Annotated in this window: 12 protein-coding genes; 6 read left to right on the forward strand and 6 right to left on the reverse strand. The window is 71.9% G+C overall.

The genetic code is table 11. The features are described 5' to 3' along the window. Positions 1-12: 12 nt before the first annotated feature. Together ACZ9QC_RS09610 and ACZ9QC_RS09615 are read right to left on the reverse strand one after the other, a co-directional pair. A complete protein-coding gene (locus tag ACZ9QC_RS09610) occupies positions 13-1,359 on the reverse strand; it encodes a Dyp-type peroxidase (protein ID WP_472919778.1) in 1,347 nt (448 codons plus the stop codon). Between the two features lie 16 nt (positions 1,360-1,375). After that, entirely contained in the window at positions 1,376-1,984 is a 609-nt protein-coding gene (locus ACZ9QC_RS09615) for a hypothetical protein (RefSeq protein WP_472919779.1), read from the reverse strand. Positions 1,985-2,915: 931 nt separating this feature from the next. Here ACZ9QC_RS09615 and ACZ9QC_RS09620 point away from each other — a divergent pair. Then, positions 2,916-3,503, forward strand: a complete 588-nt coding sequence (locus tag ACZ9QC_RS09620; protein ID WP_472919780.1) for a TetR family transcriptional regulator — start codon at positions 2,916-2,918, stop codon at positions 3,501-3,503. A gap of 39 nt (positions 3,504-3,542) precedes the next feature. Here the strand turns inward: ACZ9QC_RS09620 and ACZ9QC_RS09625 are convergent, their stop codons facing one another. The 3 genes from ACZ9QC_RS09625 to ACZ9QC_RS09635 form a co-directional block, all read right to left on the reverse strand. Further along, on the reverse strand, positions 3,543-4,241 hold the full coding sequence (locus ACZ9QC_RS09625; RefSeq protein ID WP_472919781.1) for an HAD family hydrolase: 699 nt from the start codon (positions 4,239-4,241) through the stop codon (positions 3,543-3,545). Further along, positions 4,234-5,406 carry an acyl-CoA dehydrogenase family protein gene (locus ACZ9QC_RS09630; RefSeq protein ID WP_472919782.1) on the reverse strand — a complete coding sequence of 391 codons (1,173 nt, stop codon included), beginning with the start codon at positions 5,404-5,406 and terminating at the stop codon, positions 4,234-4,236. Before ACZ9QC_RS09630 ends, ACZ9QC_RS09625 begins: the two co-directional genes overlap by 8 nt. Positions 5,407-5,633: 227 nt before the next feature. Continuing rightward, a complete protein-coding gene (locus tag ACZ9QC_RS09635) occupies positions 5,634-6,611 on the reverse strand; it encodes a ScbA/BarX family gamma-butyrolactone biosynthesis protein (RefSeq protein WP_472919783.1) in 978 nt (325 codons plus the stop codon). A 187-nt stretch (positions 6,612-6,798) separates the two neighbouring features. Here ACZ9QC_RS09635 and ACZ9QC_RS09640 point away from each other — a divergent pair, with 187 nt between their 5' ends. Beyond that, on the forward strand, positions 6,799-7,464 hold the full coding sequence (locus ACZ9QC_RS09640; protein ID WP_472919784.1) for a ScbR family autoregulator-binding transcription factor: 666 nt from the start codon (positions 6,799-6,801) through the stop codon (positions 7,462-7,464). Between the two features lie 45 nt (positions 7,465-7,509). On the opposite strand, the gene ACZ9QC_RS09645 is transcribed toward ACZ9QC_RS09640, so the two are convergent. After that, positions 7,510-10,848 carry an AfsR/SARP family transcriptional regulator gene (locus ACZ9QC_RS09645; protein WP_472919785.1) on the reverse strand — a complete coding sequence of 1,113 codons (3,339 nt, stop codon included), beginning with the start codon at positions 10,846-10,848 and terminating at the stop codon, positions 7,510-7,512. A 187-nt stretch (positions 10,849-11,035) separates the two neighbouring features. On the opposite strand from ACZ9QC_RS09645, the gene ACZ9QC_RS09650 reads away from it, so the two are divergent. From ACZ9QC_RS09650 to ACZ9QC_RS09665, 4 genes are all read left to right on the forward strand, one after another. Then, positions 11,036-11,578 (forward strand): SDR family oxidoreductase, encoded by a 543-nt coding sequence (locus tag ACZ9QC_RS09650; protein WP_472919786.1) that lies wholly within the window; start codon positions 11,036-11,038, stop codon positions 11,576-11,578. A gap of 87 nt (positions 11,579-11,665) precedes the next feature. Continuing rightward, positions 11,666-12,910 carry an MFS transporter gene (locus ACZ9QC_RS09655; protein WP_472919787.1) on the forward strand — a complete coding sequence of 415 codons (1,245 nt, stop codon included), beginning with the start codon at positions 11,666-11,668 and terminating at the stop codon, positions 12,908-12,910. Between the two features lie 543 nt (positions 12,911-13,453). Continuing rightward, a complete protein-coding gene (locus ACZ9QC_RS09660) occupies positions 13,454-14,656 on the forward strand; it encodes an IS701 family transposase (protein ID WP_472919788.1) in 1,203 nt (400 codons plus the stop codon). A 26-nt stretch (positions 14,657-14,682) separates the two neighbouring features. Continuing rightward, on the forward strand, positions 14,683-15,354 hold the full coding sequence (locus ACZ9QC_RS09665; RefSeq protein ID WP_472919789.1) for a response regulator transcription factor: 672 nt from the start codon (positions 14,683-14,685) through the stop codon (positions 15,352-15,354). The last annotated feature ends 4 nt before the right edge of the window (positions 15,355-15,358 follow it).

Consider the following 15,358-nt stretch of genomic DNA (forward strand, 5'->3'; position numbering starts at 1 on the left):
CGAGGTGGGGGGTCAGTTGGTGCCGAGCCAGCGGATGGCGGACAGGCTGGGCATGAAGAAGTACTCGCCGCCGAGGAGGGTGTTGAAGGACTGGATGTTCTGCACCCGGCGGGGCGGGGTCCCGGGCACGGTGAAGTAGGCGCCCTTGTCCTGGAGCGAGATCATCGGATCCTTCTCCTTGCCCAGGCCCATGAAGTTGCCGGAGCCGACCCATTCGCTCTGCAGGAACTCGACGTTGTCGATGGCTCGGGCGCCGAGGGCGATGAAGTCCAGGCCGCGCGGCCGGCCGTCGTCCTTGAGGCGGTCGGGGGGCAGGGGAGTGCCGTAGGAAGTGCCGCGCCGGATGATGCGGCGGATATTGACGTCGCTGAGGACCGTGAGCTTGGTGTCACGCGGGTTCATGCGGCGGATGTGGGAGCCGAGCGGGGTGCGCAGTCCACGCGGGTCGGCGGAGTAGTCGAAGTCGTTGATCCGGTTCGGGTCCTCGCCGATCGCGGGGGTGTCGCGCTCCGGGCTCAGGGCGAGAGGAGCGCCGCTGCGCCAGCGGCCGACCAACTTGGCTGCCAACAGCTCGCGTTCGGCCTCGGTGGAGGCGTTGTCGTGCAGCCACTTGTTGAAGGCCGCGACGTGGGAGTGGTACTTGCGGAAGACGACGTACGTGCCGTTGCGGCCGAGGACCTCCGGGGCCGGCACGGGCAGCGGCAGACCGGTCTCGCTCGAGTGGCCGAGGACGAACTCCCCTGCCTTGATGGGCCGTCCGTCGCCGGGCAGAGATTCGGCGCCACTGCCTTCGATCACCGGCTGGCTGAAGCCGTCCCGGTAGCCGAAGACGTTGAACCCGTCGGCCGCGAAGTCCTGGTGCGACAGCAGCTTTACGCCAGGGACCTCGCCCAGTTCCTTTTCGTACGCGGCGACTTCGGCCCGCCAGTCGTCCTCGCTCGCGGCGTAGACCGTGACGGCCACGTGCACGCGCGGGGTGCCGAAGGGGAACTCCCAGCGGTCCGGCGCGTTCACGCCGGTGTCCCGCAGCCGCTCGGCGCGGGCGGCCATCCCGGCGCGGAAGTTGGCGGGGAAGGAGGCCAGTGAGGTCTCCGGCAGCCCCAGCGCGACCAGTCCCTGGTAGCTGAGGGCGAGGGCCAGCCAGGACGGCTGCGGTTCGTCCCAGCGCGCCGCCGAGGTCACCCGAGGGGCCAGCCGGCGCAGCAGTTCCCTGCCCGCGGCCGGTTCGGTGATCTCCAGGATCGCGTGGGTGCCGAAGTAGGGCTCGGGCCGGGCCCGCAGCAGGGTCGCCTGGATGTCGTCGAGGTCCAGGGTGGGCGGGCGGCGCAGCCGCCGGAACAGCGGGGGCGGGGAAGGCATGGTGGTGCGCCTGCCTTCAGTTGAGGTCGGACAGGAAACGCTGGACGGCGGCTTCCTGCCGCTTGAGGCGGTGGCCCTCGGCGACGGTGAGGTTCGGGTGGGCGACGAACCACGCCTCGGCCGGGATCTGGTGCTTGACGATGAAGTCCTTCACGTCCGGCGAGGTGATGCCGGGCCAGCCCTCGACGTTGTTGAACAGGAAGTCCATCATGTCGGGGATCTTGGTGGCGAAGTCGTCGATGTAGGGGTCCCACTCGCCGTCGAAGGCGGTCGCGAACAACAGCTTCGTGTCGTTGTCGAGGAACGCGAACCGCATGTTGTGCAGGGTGCCGACCTGGCCGGCGCCCGCCAGGTTCCCGCCGAGCAGGTCGAAGAACTTCCGCAGCCGCGCGGCGCCGTCCGGCTTCAGCGGGATGATCACCGTCAGCTCGGACACCTCACCGCTCTTGGCGCCGATCCGGCCGGCGGTGGTGACGGCGTGCTCGGCCATCTCCGCCTTGTCGGCCAGTACCTCGGCGGCCTTGAGCTTGAGAGCGATCTTCGCGTCCGACAGTGCGGTGTCGACCTTCTCGCGGATCGCATCGGGGAACTGCTGGAACTTGGCGTGCAGGCCTGTCTCGCTCATGGCGCCTCTCTCTGGGCATGGGTGGCAATACGTGACATATCGCCACAAGTAGGCCATCGCAGAGCGGTGTGCAAGCAGGAGCCAAGCCCGCTTTCTGACCACCTCCGCATAACTGATTACATCATCAGTTTGCCGTTCCGGCTTGTCAACGCACCATTCGCAAGAACGAGTCCCGATGACGGATCACCGCTCAGGACCGCGCGCCCTCTGCCACTGGCCGGTCACCGAGATCCTGGTCATACGCCGGACGAGCCGCCCGTACGCCCCGGTCCGGCGCGCCCGCGAGGCAAGCGACCGGCCGGCCCCCGGCGCCTGTGGACCGAGACCGCGCGACCGGCATGTGAGACAAGTTGTCTCACACAATGAGGTGCACATGACGGAGAAGCGAACCGGTCCACGACAGGTGCGCAGCCGCGAGGCCATGGTGTCCGCAGCCACCAAGCTGCTCACCGAGGGCGACCCGGAGGCCGTCACGCACCAGGCGGTGGCCGCCCGCGCAGGGGTCGGTCGGGCCCCAGCACGACGACGGGATGCAACACCTCCGCCACACCCTCCTGACCCAGATCGGCGATGCCCTGCGCCCCGCCATCACCACGGCCGTCGACCGGGGGCGCCTGCGCGACGACGTCACGGCCGAGACGTTCGCCACGACGACCGTGGGCCCGCTCGTCCACCAACGCTTTCTCGCGGGGTGCCAGGCTCGGTCACGACACGGTCGACGCGGTGGTGGATGCGGCACTACGGGCGTGGGCACCGTAGCGACCCGGCACCTCGGGACTTCCGTATGCAGGAATCGACCCTTGATCACGTGTTGAACGAGGGAGGCGACTGGGAGCCGTGCTCCCTCCCAGGCGTGTAAGCGCTGCACCCACAGGAAAAGATTCTCCAGCGACTGTTATTTTGAGCGACCGGGCGGACACGGAGGGGAATCATGGCGAAACAGGAGAGGGCTTCGCGGACTCATGAGCGGTTCCTGGACGCGTCGGCCGACGAGTTCTCGCGCCATGGCTACGCAGGCGCCAATCTCCAGCGCATCGCGGCCCATGTCGGTATGACCAAGGGCGCGTTGTACGCCCACTTCCCCTCCAAGGACGCCCTCGCCGCCGTGTTCACCTCGGCGTTCGACCGGGTGGGGCAGGAACTGATCCAGGAGATCGGTGAGGACGACCCGCCGCTCACGAACCTCCGCCGTGTCACGGTCGGCTTCGTACGCCGGATGCAGTCGGATCTCCGGTTCCGCGCCGGGTTCAGGCTCGCGCTCGACGAGGGCTGCACCCAGGGACGCGTGCCCACCGTCATCAGCGATCTGACGGCCGCCGTCACCCGACTCGTCGGCGAGGCCCAGGCCAGGCGGGAGCTGACCACCCGGAAGGGTCCGGAGCTGATCAGCTCACTCGTCGTGTCCCTGATGTTCGGGATGTACCACACCGCGTCGGCGACCGGGCGCGGCGACGGCGCCGAACAGGTCTCCCAGATCTGGCAGTTGCTGTCGCCGAGCGCCGCGGAGCACGGCACATGACCCCTGAGCGACCGCGGCCGGCGACCGGGCTCGCCCGCCTCAGACCGGCCTGCCGCCGCCCAGCAGGACACGCGCGCCGGGTATCTCCACCAGCAGGTCCGGGCTGCCGCCGACAACGACGGGGTGCCCGACCTCGGTGAGCATCGGCAGGTCCGAGGGGTGGTCTCCGTATCCGTAGCAGTCGGACAGGCTGATGTCCGGGTAGCCCGCGGCCAGGTCCCGCACGGCTCTTCGCTTCCCCTCCCCGATGCAGGGCTCGCCGACCACGGCTCCGGTGAGGACGCCGTCCCGCACCTCGGGGCGGGTGCAGAGCACATGGTGGGCACCGACAGCGGCCGCGACGGGTTCCAACACCGCGGGCAGGGAACCCGACACCAGCACGACATGGTCCCCGCCGTTGCGGTGGTCCCGCAGCGCCGCGCGCACGGCGGGCACGTAGAAGCCCGGCGTCCCGCTCTTCCTGGCGAACCATCTGACGCCCCAGTCCGTCACCGCGTCCAGCCGTTCGCCCCGCCATGCCTCGTAGTAGGCCCGGTTTCCCACCTCCCGCGGGGAGCCCGCGGCCACCAGGGCGGCGATACGACGCCGTGTCCCCGCCGCGTGCCGGGCCCCCTCGGTTCCATGCCGCCCGGCGAAGTAGAAGTCCAGGAAGTCGAACAGGCTCTTGCCGCTGAGCAGGGTCTCGTCGACGTCGCAGAACACCAGCCGTCGGGGTGTCGGCCCAGAGGTGTCAGGCATCGCCACCCCCGTGGGCTTCGAGAGAACGGGCGTAGGCCTCGGCGGCCGGTTCCAGGCGCAGTGCGCCGTGCGAGGCGACGGTCAGGACGTCCGACCAGTGCCGGTGCAACTCGCCTTCCGCGTCGCGCAGGTGTACCCCGCCGGTGCGGAAGAGCCGGTCGACCGCCGTGGCCAGCCAGTCCACCGCGAGGGCGGCATCCCGTCGGTTGACCGCTGTCGCCGCCTCGGTGATCGCCCCGACGTCCGCCCTGTCCGCCGCCGTACGCAGCATCAGCTCGGCCGCCTCGATCTCCGCGGCCGAGCGGACGAGCCGCTCCTGCACCGACGGGCCGTCCAGGGGGCGTACGCCGGCGGGCGTGACCGTGCGGGCCCAGCGGGTCCAGACGGTGAGGGCACGGCGGGCGGCGCCCACCGCGGGGGCGGAGAACATGAGCCCGCCCGCGAGATGGGCGGGCGCGGCGCGGCACCGGGGCACGTCTTGCCCTCCGTCGCCTGCGAGCAGCGCGACGAGGGGGACGCTGCGGCCGTGGGGCACCACGGTCGCGTCGAGGACGACGGTGTTGCTGCCGGTGGCGCGCAGCCCCGTGGCGTTCCAGGTGTCACGCACGGTCACACAGCGTCGGGGGACGGCGAAGACGCGGACCGGCCGGCCCGGTTCATCGGTCTCCGGTGCGGCGAGCAGCACCCAGTGGGCGTGGTCGACGCCGCTGGCCAGGTCCCACTCGCCCTGGAGAAGCCACCCTCCGCGGACCCTGGACGCGCTGCCCGAGGGGGGCATGAGGGCGGCGGCGATCCGGACGTCGGGACCCTCACCCCAGATCTCCTTCTGCCCCTCCTCCGGCAGCAGCGCCGCGAACCGCCCGTGCGCCGCCCACAGCACGGCACACCACGCAGCCGAGGCACACCCCTCCCCCACCGCGGCGGCCGCACGGAACACCTCGGCGAAGGTCCCCTCGGCGCCGCCCCAGCGCCGCGGGACGAAATGCCGCGCGAAGCCCGCGTTCTCCAGAGCGGTGGCCGTCCCCTCCGTCAGCCGCCGCTCGCGCTGTGCCTCGCGGGCGTCGCGACGTGCGGTGTCCGCGGCCCGTCGAACCGCATCGGGATCGAGCCCGTCGAACGACCCGCTCGACATGGCTCGAACTCGTCGTATGTCGGCGTCGGTCATGGCGCCCTTTCCTCAATCCGGCTCGGCATGGGCTGTTGAGGGCACCGCCGATCCACGAAGACGCGACGGGCCCTTCGAATTTCCGCCATGCTCCAGTACGATTCCTTCTCGACGGTATGCAAACGGTATGCAAGTGGCTCGCCAGCCATGCCCGAGTCAGCAAGAGGAGGCGGGGCATGGGGTGTTGTTGTGTACCCGTGCGAGGGAGCGAAGCCGGCCCTCATGAACTAGGCACAGGGCACGGGCAGACCGACAGGCCGGTCGGCCGCCGCGGCAAGCCGCACCGGAGTCCACACCGAAACACAGCTGGCGACCGGGGTGTCGCCCTGGAGCGCGTCGAGGCGCAGCCGACGCTCGGCCTGTGCTTCCACGGCCGTCGGATCTCCGCCCGTCACCATCTCCCGTACGACGAGCCGGGTGGGCACGTCGAGTTCCGCGAAGGCCAGACAGTCGACGGCCGCCGCCACCAGGCTGAGAGCGGGGCCTCCGGGTCGCGGCGTCGCCTCATGGGTCATCAGGTGGCCCAGCTGGCGGAAGCCCTCCAGCAGCACCATCAGCGGCAGGTGGTCGGTGGGGTGGTCGAACAGGATGGCGTGATCGAGGTTCGGCCGCAGCAGCCACTCGTCGGCCGACGAACCGCGCGCCAGCACACTGTCCTTGTCCCGCAGCCGGCCGACCAGGCCCGGCTCCAGCCGTTCGTACGACTCCTCGGCCGCGGGGCCTACGGACTCCGCTCGGCCGGTCCGCCCGCGGACGATCCGATAGCTGCGCTCGTCGAGTGCCACCACCCGCAGGCTGCCGCGGCCGCAGCGGCGGCCGCCGACGGAGAGTGCGACCTCCAGCCGGGCGCCGTAACGGCGGGGCGGGCGGCGGTCGGTCCACTGCCAGCGCGCCTCCAGCTCCACCGGTATCGGCCGGCCTCCCACGCACAGCGCGCTCGGGTCGGTGATCTCGAAGTCCATGTCGTACCCCACGAAACGGTGGCCGAGCGGGACTTCGTAGTGCCAGTGGGCGAGATAGACGAGCGCCTGCCTGAGCGTCTCGGCAAACAGCAGGGGATCGCTTCCGCGGTGGGCATCAGGGTGGTAAAGGGCGTGGTCACGGGGCCACTGGCTGCCGACCAGGAAGTGGTCCTCGCCGAGCACCACGGCGTCGGTGACGAAGACCTCCGCCACGGCGGCCCGGTGCACGAGCCTGCGGGCCACGGTTCGCTCGAAGTCGAGTCCCGGATCCGCGCCGAGGGGACGGTCAGGATTCTCTCGCCGAACGCAGCGCTGATGCATCGTCTCTCCCCCTAGAACTCGGGGCAGGCCGACGCAGCCTGTCCCCCAGGTCGCCAAATATACCTTCGAGCAGGTTTCTTCAAAAGAGCGTAAAGGGATCATCATGGGAATGGCCGGTGACGCCTTCGGTGCTCAACTCCCCCCGCACAGCAGGGAGCTGAAGCAGGAACGCGCGGTACGGACGAGGAAGGGCCTGCTCGCGGCCGCCGCCCAGGCGTTCGCCGCCAAGGGCTATCCGGCGGTCACCATCCTGGACGTCGCCGAGGCGGCCGGGATGACCAAGGGCGCCGTCTACTTCCACTACGAGAACAAGGACGCCCTCGCGCTCGCGGTCACCGAGCATTTCTACAGCCGGATCGGGGAGATCGCCGAGAGCGTGGAGGAGTTGGCGCTGCCGCCTCTCGGCTCCGTCGCCGAACTGCTGCTCCGCACGGCCACGGCGTTCCGGGACGAGACGGTCATCCAGGCCGGAGCACGGCTGCAACTGGAACGGCAGTTGATCGGCGTCCGGCTCCCGCTGCCGTACGAGGCGTACACCCGGCTGATCACCTCATGGCTGGCCAGGGATCGTGAAGGGGTCGCGGGGGACGGCCGGCCGGAGCCCGAGACGCTCGCCGCGGTCCTGGTCTCGGCCTTCTTCGGCGCCCAGCACATCTCGTGGGTGCTCGACGACCGGGCCGACCTCGTGGAGCGCACCACCGACCTGGTACGGACGATCATTCCGTCGGCGGAGGGGGACATGGGGCGATGTCCGTCTGTGCCACGACACCAGTGAGGATCAGGCAGACCCGAACCAGCAGGCCCGTTCTCAACCCGCCTGTCATGCACTCCAGTTGAGCGTGGTGCGCGCCTGGCGCACCGCTTCCTCCGTGCTGAGCCGCGCCCCGTGCTCGAACGCCTCCGTGAAGGCCGGCCCGCCCAGAACCGTCCGTGCGGCCGTCGTGACACGGTCGACGTCACCGCGCTCGGCGGGCGGCAGCGGGGCGCCCACCTCTCGGCGGGCCGCGTCCGCCGCTCCGAGCAGCAGCCCGGCGCACCGGGCGGCAGGCGCGCACCCCCGCAGCGCCGCTGCGCCCGCGAGGCCCTCCAGGGACAGGGCCAGCGCGCGCGGCTCACCGAGCGAGCGGGCGACGTCGAGTCCGCGCAGGTGATGGAGGACGCACTGGTCGGTGTCGCCGCGGAGTTCGGCGACGAAGCCGAGCTCGGCCAGGAGCAGATGGTCGCCGGCCTCCGAGGAGACGTCGGCGAAGCCGTCGCGAATGTGCAGCAGGTGGGCCTCGGCCGCGTCGAGGTCGCCGGAGCGGCGCGCGCCGAGGGCCAGACCCATCTCGGAGTGGATCTCGCCGTACTTGTAACCCTGTTCGACGGCGATACGACGTGCCTGCTCGTGCAGGCCGCGTGCCTGGTCCCAGTGGCGGGCGAGCAGCTCCAGCCGGCCGAGCCCGGACAGCCGCGCCGACACCTCGGCCTGCAGGCCCAGTTCCCGGGCCAGCCGCAGCCCTTCCCGCTGCAGGCGGCCCGCCTCGTCGTACTCGCCCTTGATCTCGGCGAGCGCGGCGAGCGGCGACACGGTCTGCAACTCGCCCCAGCGGTCTCCCACTTCACCGAAGAGCTCGGCGCTGCGCCGTCCGTCCCGGCCGAGCACGTCCAGGTCACCGCGGACCAGGGCGAGCGTGGCACGCAGGCCGAGCGCGGCGGCGGTGCCCCACTGCTCGCCCGCACGGCCGAAGAGCTCCAGCGCCCGCGCGTTCAGCTCGGCGCTCGCGGTCACCTCGCCCGCGCTGAACAGGCCGTACGCACACAGCCACAGGGCACGGGCCCGGCGTACCGGGTCGGGGACGGCCTCGGCCGCCGCGGCGGTCGCCGCCTCGGCGTGGTGGCCGGTGAGGAGCGCGAAAGCGGCGTGCAGCAGGGCGAGTTCGGGGACATCGGGTGCGATGGCCAGGACGGCCGACAGGCTGCGGCGCGCCTCGGTGAGCCTGCCGCGCAACAGCCACCACCACGACAGGGCGGTGGCCAGTCGTACGGCCTCGTCGGCCCGCACGGCGGTGGCACGGCGCACCGCCTCGTCGAGCGCGGCCCGCAGATTTCCCGTCTCCGCGTCCAGGCGGGCGAGCCAGGAGCGCTGGCCGGCACAGCGCAGCCGGGACTCGGCGCGTTCGGCCAGTGCGAGGTAGTGACGCAGATGGCGATCGCGTACGGCCGTGAGGTCCTGCATCTCGTCCAGCCGCTCCGTGGCGTACGCGGCGACGGACTCCAGAAGCCGGTAGCGGGGCCCGACCGGGCCCTCGGCGACCACCACGAAGGACCGGTCGACGAGCCGCGTCACGAGGTCGAGCACTTCCTCGGGGGCCACGCCGTCGCCCGCGCACACCGCTTCGGCGGCGGCCAGGTCGCAGCCGTCGCTGTGCACGGCGAGCCGGCGCAGCACGATGCGTTCGGGCGCGCTGAGCAGCTCCCAGCTCCAGTCGAGCATCGCCCGCAGTGTCTGCTGCCGGGCGGGCGCGCCGCGCTGCCCGGCGGTCAGGATCCGGAACCGGTCGCCGAGCCGGGCCGCCAACTCCTGCACTCCCAGGGCGCGTACCCGGGTCGCGGCCAGCTCCAGGGCCAGCGGAATACCGTCCAGTCGGCGGCAGATCTCGGCGACGGCGGCGCGGTCGGCCGGATCGGCGGCGTCCGGGTCGCCGGGGAAGCCGGGGGCGGAGGCGGAGGCCCGCTCGGTGAACAGCCGTACGGCGTCGTCGTTGTGCAGCGGCTCCACGAGGAATACGGCCTCGCCGGCGAGGCCGAGCGGTTCCTGGCTGGTCACCAGGGCCCTCAGACCGGGAGCAGTGCGCAGCAGCAGCTCGGTCAGTTCGGCGGCGGCGTCGACGACGTGCTCGCAGTTGTCCAGGACGAGCAGGGTACGGCGGTCCCGCAGGACAGCGGCGAGGCGGTGCGCCGTGGACGGCGACGACGCTCCGGTGCCCGGCAGCGGGGACGGGGCGTCGTCGCGGATGCCCAGTGCGGAGGCGACAGCCTGTGCGAGGTCGGTGGCGGTGCCGGCCCGGACGCCGGAGAACTCCACGAGCCAGACACCGTCGGGAAGTTCCTCCGCTGACGCCGAGGCCGCCGCGGCTACGGCGAGGCGCGTCTTGCCCACACCGCCGGGGCCGGTGAGGGTCACCAGCCGCGCGGAGCCGATGAGTTGGGAGAGTCGGGTCAGGGACTCGGTGCGGCCGATGAGAGGGGTGAGGGGGGTGGGCAGGTTCGAGTGGGGGCTCCTGGCAGGGGGATTCGGGATCGCCGGGGCGATGTCGGGAGGTGTCACGAGGGTGGTCGAGGTGGCGGTGGACGCGGTCGTCGTCGTACCGGGAGCCATCGGGGCCCTGCCAGGGGCCGTCGCCGCCGGATGCGTCGCCGACGTGGCGGTGAACGTCTGCCCCAGCTCCGGGTCCTGGCGCAGCATCGCCCGGTGGAGGGCGGCGAGGGCGGGGCTGGGGTCCACGCCGAGTTCTTCGGCGAGGTGGGCGCGCAGGGCCTCGTACGAGGCGAGGGCCTCGCTCTGGCGGCCGGCCAGGTAGAGCGCCCGTATCTGGAGGGCGCGCAGGCGTTCCCGCAGGGGGTGCCGGGCCACCAGGTCGGCCAGTTCACCGGCGAGCAGGACGTGGTCCCCCGTCTCCAGGCGGGCCTCCGCCTGCTCCTCCAGCACGGACAGTCGCTGCTCGGCGAGACGCCGCGCGGCCCCCCGTACGAACTCCTCGTCCGCGAAGTCGGCGTAGGCGGGCCCCCGCCACAGGTCGAGGGCCTCGGTGAGCAGCGCGGCCCTGGCGCGGGGGTCGCGGACGGGGCGGGCCGCGGCGACGAGGGCGTGAAAGCGCTCGGCATCCACCTCGTCGACCGTGGGGTCGAGTCGCAGGCGGTAGCCCGGTGCCTGCCGTACGACGCGGTCCCGGCCGAGCACCCGGCGCAGCTGGGAGACCTTGGCCTGGAGCGCGCCGCTCGGCTTGCCCGGCGGTGCGTCGCCCCACAGGTCGTGGACGAGGCGGTCGGCGGAGACCGGCTTCCCGTCGTGCGCGAGCAGGTCCGCGAGCAGGGCCCGGACCTTGAGTTCGGGGACCGTGACCGTCTCCCCCTCGTCGTCCCACACCACAAGTGGCCCGAGCACCCCAAACCGCATGCGAGCAACCGTACAGGTCCGGGGCGACCGGGCCGGGTTCGGGCGGGACCCGCCGGAGCGCCGGTCGGCCACCGTCAGCGAACCGTCAGCGGAACCGAAGTCCCTCCGAAGCACCGGCACGCACAGTCGTTGCCGTCGGGTGCCGCGGCGCGTCCGGCAGCGGCGCCATGAGGAGGGAGCGGTAGGCATGGCCAGGTACGCGGGCAGAAGGGCCGTGGTCGTCGGACAGGCCACCGGGATCGGGCTGGCCATCGCCAAGCGGCTCGTGGAAGGCGGCGCCGCGGTGCTGCTGACCGGGCGTACCGCGCGGGAGCGCAGCCACGCGGGCGTCGAGTTGGGCTCCGGGGCCCGCGTGGTCGCCCCGGACGCCGTCGAGGCCGCTCTCGGGCCCCTCGGCGGCATCGACCTCGTGTTCGCCGACGCCGTCCCGACGGCGCGTCCGCTGCTGCCGTACCTCGTGGACGACGGCGCGGTCGTGCTCACCGCTCCCGCCCCGACCCCGGCCTCCGTGCGTGCGCTCGCCGCCGAACTCGTCGCCCGCGGCATCCGCGTGAACGCGGTGGCCCCGAGCTGTATCGAGGCGCCGGCCGACGGCGCCGGTTCCCTGCCTCCACTGGGCCGGCTCGGCTCCGCCGAGGAGGTGGCGCGTGCCGCGCTCTTCCTCGCCACCGACGCCACGTTCACGACGGGCGCCCGACTCCCGGTCGACGGCGGCCTCGGCCACCCCTAGCCGGCTGTCCCGAACGGCCCACGGCCCACGGCCCACGGCGCCCGGGGCGCTACCCACCCCGTCCCCGAAAGATCCGGAGATCACCACATGAGCACCTCACCAGACACCACGACCGTCCCAGGAAAGGACAGCCGGGCCGCGCCCGATGCCAAGGGCGGAAGCGAGGAGCGACAGAAGCTTCCGCTGTTCGCCCTGCTGGCCCTCGCCACGGCGGTCTTCATCACCAGCCTCACCGAGACGCTCCCGGCGGGCCTGCTCCCCGCGATGAGCGACGACCTGCACGTGAGCGAGTCGGCGACCGGTCAGACGGTGACGATCTACGCGATCGGCACCGCCCTCACCGCGATCCCGCTGACCGCGGCCACCTCGGCGTGGCGGCGCAAGGTGCTGCTGCTGACCGCCATGGCGGGCTTCGCCGTGGCCAACACCGTCACGGCCGTGTCGTCGGTCTACGGCCTGACGATGGTGGCGCGGTTCGTCGCGGGTGTCGCCGCCGGTCTGGCCTGGGCGCTGCTCGCCGGATACGCGCGGCGCATGGCCCCCGTGCCGTTGCAGGGCAAGGCGATCGCCGTCGCCATGGCGGGCATTCCGGTGGCGCTCTCGCTCGGCGTGCCGGCCGGCACGTTCCTCGGCGAGACGCTCGGCTGGCGCACGGCGTTCCTGGCGATGACGGCGCTCACCGTCGTCCTGCTGCTGTGGATCGTCGTCGCCGTGCCGGACTACCCGGGTCAGGAGCGCGGTGAGCGCCCGAAGATGCTGGGCGCGCTGCGAGTCCCGGGGGTGGCCCCGGTGCTGTTCGTCACGCTGGTCTTCGTCCTGGCGCACACCATCCTGTACGCGTACGTCGCCACGTTCCTGGAGGACCTGGGCATGGGCGACAGCACCGACCTGGTGCTGCTGGTGTTCGGTGCCGCGTCGCTGGCCAGCATCTGGATCGTGGCTGCCCAGATCCACCGCCGGCTGCGCGCGCTGACCATCGTGAGCGCCCTGCTGGTCGCCGTGTCCGCGGCGCTGCTGGCGGTGCTGTCCGACAACACGGCCCTGGTGTACGTCGCCGCCCTGCTGTGGGGCCTGGGCTGGGGCGGTGTGCCCACGCTGCTGCAGACCGCCGCGGGCGACGCCGGCGGGGACTCCGCCGACGCGGCCCAGGCGATGCTCGTCACGCTGTGGAACGTCGCCATGGCGGGCGGCGGCATCATCGGCGGCATCCTGCTCGACGCACTCGGCAGCGACTCCTTCCCGTGGACCATGCTGCTGCTCCTGCTGCCGGTGCTCGGGGTCGTCGTCCTCGCCCGCGGCCACGGCTTCCCCGCGAAGCGGCCCGGCGCGTAGGCCGGCGCCCGGCCCTCGAACGTCCTTCCACACCGGGGGAGTTCGAGGGCCGTTCGGGTTCCGCCGCCTCAGGGCCCGGGTGCCGCACCGCTCAGATCCGGGTGGCGCCCCGGTCAGCCACACCGCCCATCTCGACCGTCCCGCCGTCACCCAGGGCCTGTTGGGTGACTGGCCGGCCACCCTGGCGGCCGACGCGAGCCGCCGACCCGCCCCTCGACGCCATGCGTCGACGGGCCCCTGACCGGCCGCCGAAGGTACATCCCCCGGCCTTCGGCGGCCACCGCCGCGTTGTTCACGAACTGTTGACGTCCCGGACGGGCCGTCCCACCGCCCTCCAAGGCCCCCTCTGTGCAGACCGGTTGGCACCCGTGTGCCTCCCGCCACAACTCCCGGGCCGCTCTTCTCGCTGGTCAGCGCACGAAGTCGTGAAGTAGCAGATCGGGCCGTGAATTTTTCCTTCGAGACGGTATTTTATGACCGCGAGGATGCTCCGTACACCTATCCGTGCGTGAGCGATCTACGGCAAGGGGGGCGTGACGTCAGATGTCGTCAGGAGAGATACGAACGGCTGACACAAGTGAGGGGGTCCGCGGACAGACCTTCCTCGAGGAGATCTTCAGACCGCTCCACCGGGCGGAACAACGCCGTTGGGCCCGGACGTATCTGCGGGGCCTGCTGAACGCCACCGGCCGCAAGACCCCGCGGCGGATGGCACGGGCCGAGGCACTGCCCCCGTCCGCGGCGCAGGGCCTGCACCAGTTCATCAACGCGAGCCCCTGGGAGTGGGAGCCGGTCCGCCGCAGGCTCGCTCTGCGGGTCGCCGCGAGCAGCACGCCGTACGCCTGGACCGTCGCCGAACTCATCATCCCCAAGCGCGGTGAGCAGTCGGTCGGTGTCCACCGGCGCCTGGACCCCGTGACCGGACTCACCGTCAACTGCCAGCGGGCGATCGGGCTCTTCCTCGCCGCGGGCGGCCACTGCTTCCCCGTGGACTGGAGTCTGGTGCTGGACGAAGCCTGGGGCCGGGACCGGCAGCGCAGACTCCGGGCACGCGTCCCGGAGGCCGAGACCGCCCGTCCGGTCGGCGGTCATGTCTTCGACCTCGCCGCCGGGGTCGCCGCCCAGCCGCGGCTGCCCGATGTGCCCTGGGTGCTCGATCTGACGCGGTGCGACGACGCGACCGGCGTACTGACGGGGCTCGCCCGGCAGCGGCTCGACATCGTCTGCCAGGTCGACCCGGGCCAGGTCGTGTACTCCGGGGACCGCTTCCCCACGGTGATCACCGTGGGAGAGCTGATGGAGGGCCGGTACGCCCGTCAGCAGCAGGCGATCACGCGTCAGGCCGCGGACGGCGCGACCGTGGCGATCCCGATCCACACCTACGCCGGGACGGTCCGCCTGCCGGGGCGGAGCACCGGCCGGAACGACGGCTCGGTCAGCTACCGCGTCCTTCAGCGGCCCGTCACGGACGGACGCCGGCCCGCCCGGTACTGGATCACCAGCCTCACGGACCGGTCCGTGGAGGACGTCATGGCGCCGGTGCGCGCCCGCGCCGCCGTCGGCACCGCCGTCGCCGTACTGCGGGAGCGCTTCGGCGTGCTGGACTTCGAGGGCCGTTCCTTCCCCGGCTGGCACCACCACATGACCATGGCCTCGGCCGCGTACGCCTTCCGGTATCTCCCCGACCGGCCGTCCCTCGCCCCCCTGGCCCCGGCGCCCGCCGTACCGGCCGAGGCCGCGAGCTGACGCGGCGCGAAGAGGAAGGCCCCCACGTGAGCAACGTACTCGTGGTGGAGCAGGACGCCTCCACCGCCGAAGCCATGGTGCGCGATCTGCGCCGGCAGGGACACACCGCCCTCAGCGTCGACACGGGAGCGCGGGCACTGCGCCTGTACCGCGACGCCGATCTGGTCCTGCTCTCCCTGGAACTGCCGGACATCGACGGCCTGGAAGTGTGCCAGTCCTTACGGGCCGAGAGCGATATCCCCATGATCGCCTTCACCCGTCTCGACGAGGAACTGGAACGCGTCCTCGCCCTCAGGGCGGGCGCGGACGACTGTGTCGCGAAAAGCTGGGGGTTCCGGGAAATAGGAGCCCGCATCGATGCGGTCCTCCGCCGTACCCGACGCCGCCCGGTCGTTTACGAGACCATTTCCCTGCGCCCGCTCCACATCGATCCCCGTACCCGGGAAGTGCGGCTGCGCGACCAACTCGTCGACGTCACGTCGAAGGAATTCGAGCTGCTTTACACCCTGGCCGCCAATCCGGAGAGCGTGGTGTCCCGTAAGGAGTTGATGGCGAAGGTCTGGGGCAGCGACTGGTCGCACACCAGCCGCACCATCGACACGCATGTGAGCAGTCTGCGGGCGAAACTGGGATCCAGCGGATGGATCATCACGGTCCGCGGTGTCGGCTACCGCATGGGCCACGCGGGCCGGAGCTGACCGA

The organism is Streptomyces sp. HUAS MS02, from assembly GCF_055702265.1.

Bases quoted from the DNA above. Each gene is read 5' to 3' on its own strand.
- ACZ9QC_RS09630 (WP_472919782.1), bottom strand. From the start codon at position 5,406: ATGACCGACGCCGACATACGACGAGTTCGAGCCATGTCGAGCGGGTCG.
- ACZ9QC_RS09655 (WP_472919787.1), top strand. From the start codon at position 11,666: ATGAGCACCTCACCAGACACCACGACCGTCCCAGGAAAGGACAGCCGG.
- ACZ9QC_RS09615 (WP_472919779.1), bottom strand. From the start codon at position 1,984: ATGAGCGAGACAGGCCTGCACGCCAAGTTCCAGCAGTTCCCCGATGCG.
- ACZ9QC_RS09625 (WP_472919781.1), bottom strand. From the start codon at position 4,241: ATGCCTGACACCTCTGGGCCGACACCCCGACGGCTGGTGTTCTGCGAC.
- ACZ9QC_RS09660 (WP_472919788.1), top strand. From the start codon at position 13,454: ATGTCGTCAGGAGAGATACGAACGGCTGACACAAGTGAGGGGGTCCGC.
- ACZ9QC_RS09645 (WP_472919785.1), bottom strand. From the start codon at position 10,848: ATGCGGTTTGGGGTGCTCGGGCCACTTGTGGTGTGGGACGACGAGGGG.
- ACZ9QC_RS09640 (WP_472919784.1), top strand. From the start codon at position 6,799: ATGGCCGGTGACGCCTTCGGTGCTCAACTCCCCCCGCACAGCAGGGAG.
- ACZ9QC_RS09610 (WP_472919778.1), bottom strand. From the start codon at position 1,359: ATGCCTTCCCCGCCCCCGCTGTTCCGGCGGCTGCGCCGCCCGCCCACC.
- ACZ9QC_RS09650 (WP_472919786.1), top strand. From the start codon at position 11,036: ATGGCCAGGTACGCGGGCAGAAGGGCCGTGGTCGTCGGACAGGCCACC.
- ACZ9QC_RS09620 (WP_472919780.1), top strand. From the start codon at position 2,916: ATGGCGAAACAGGAGAGGGCTTCGCGGACTCATGAGCGGTTCCTGGAC.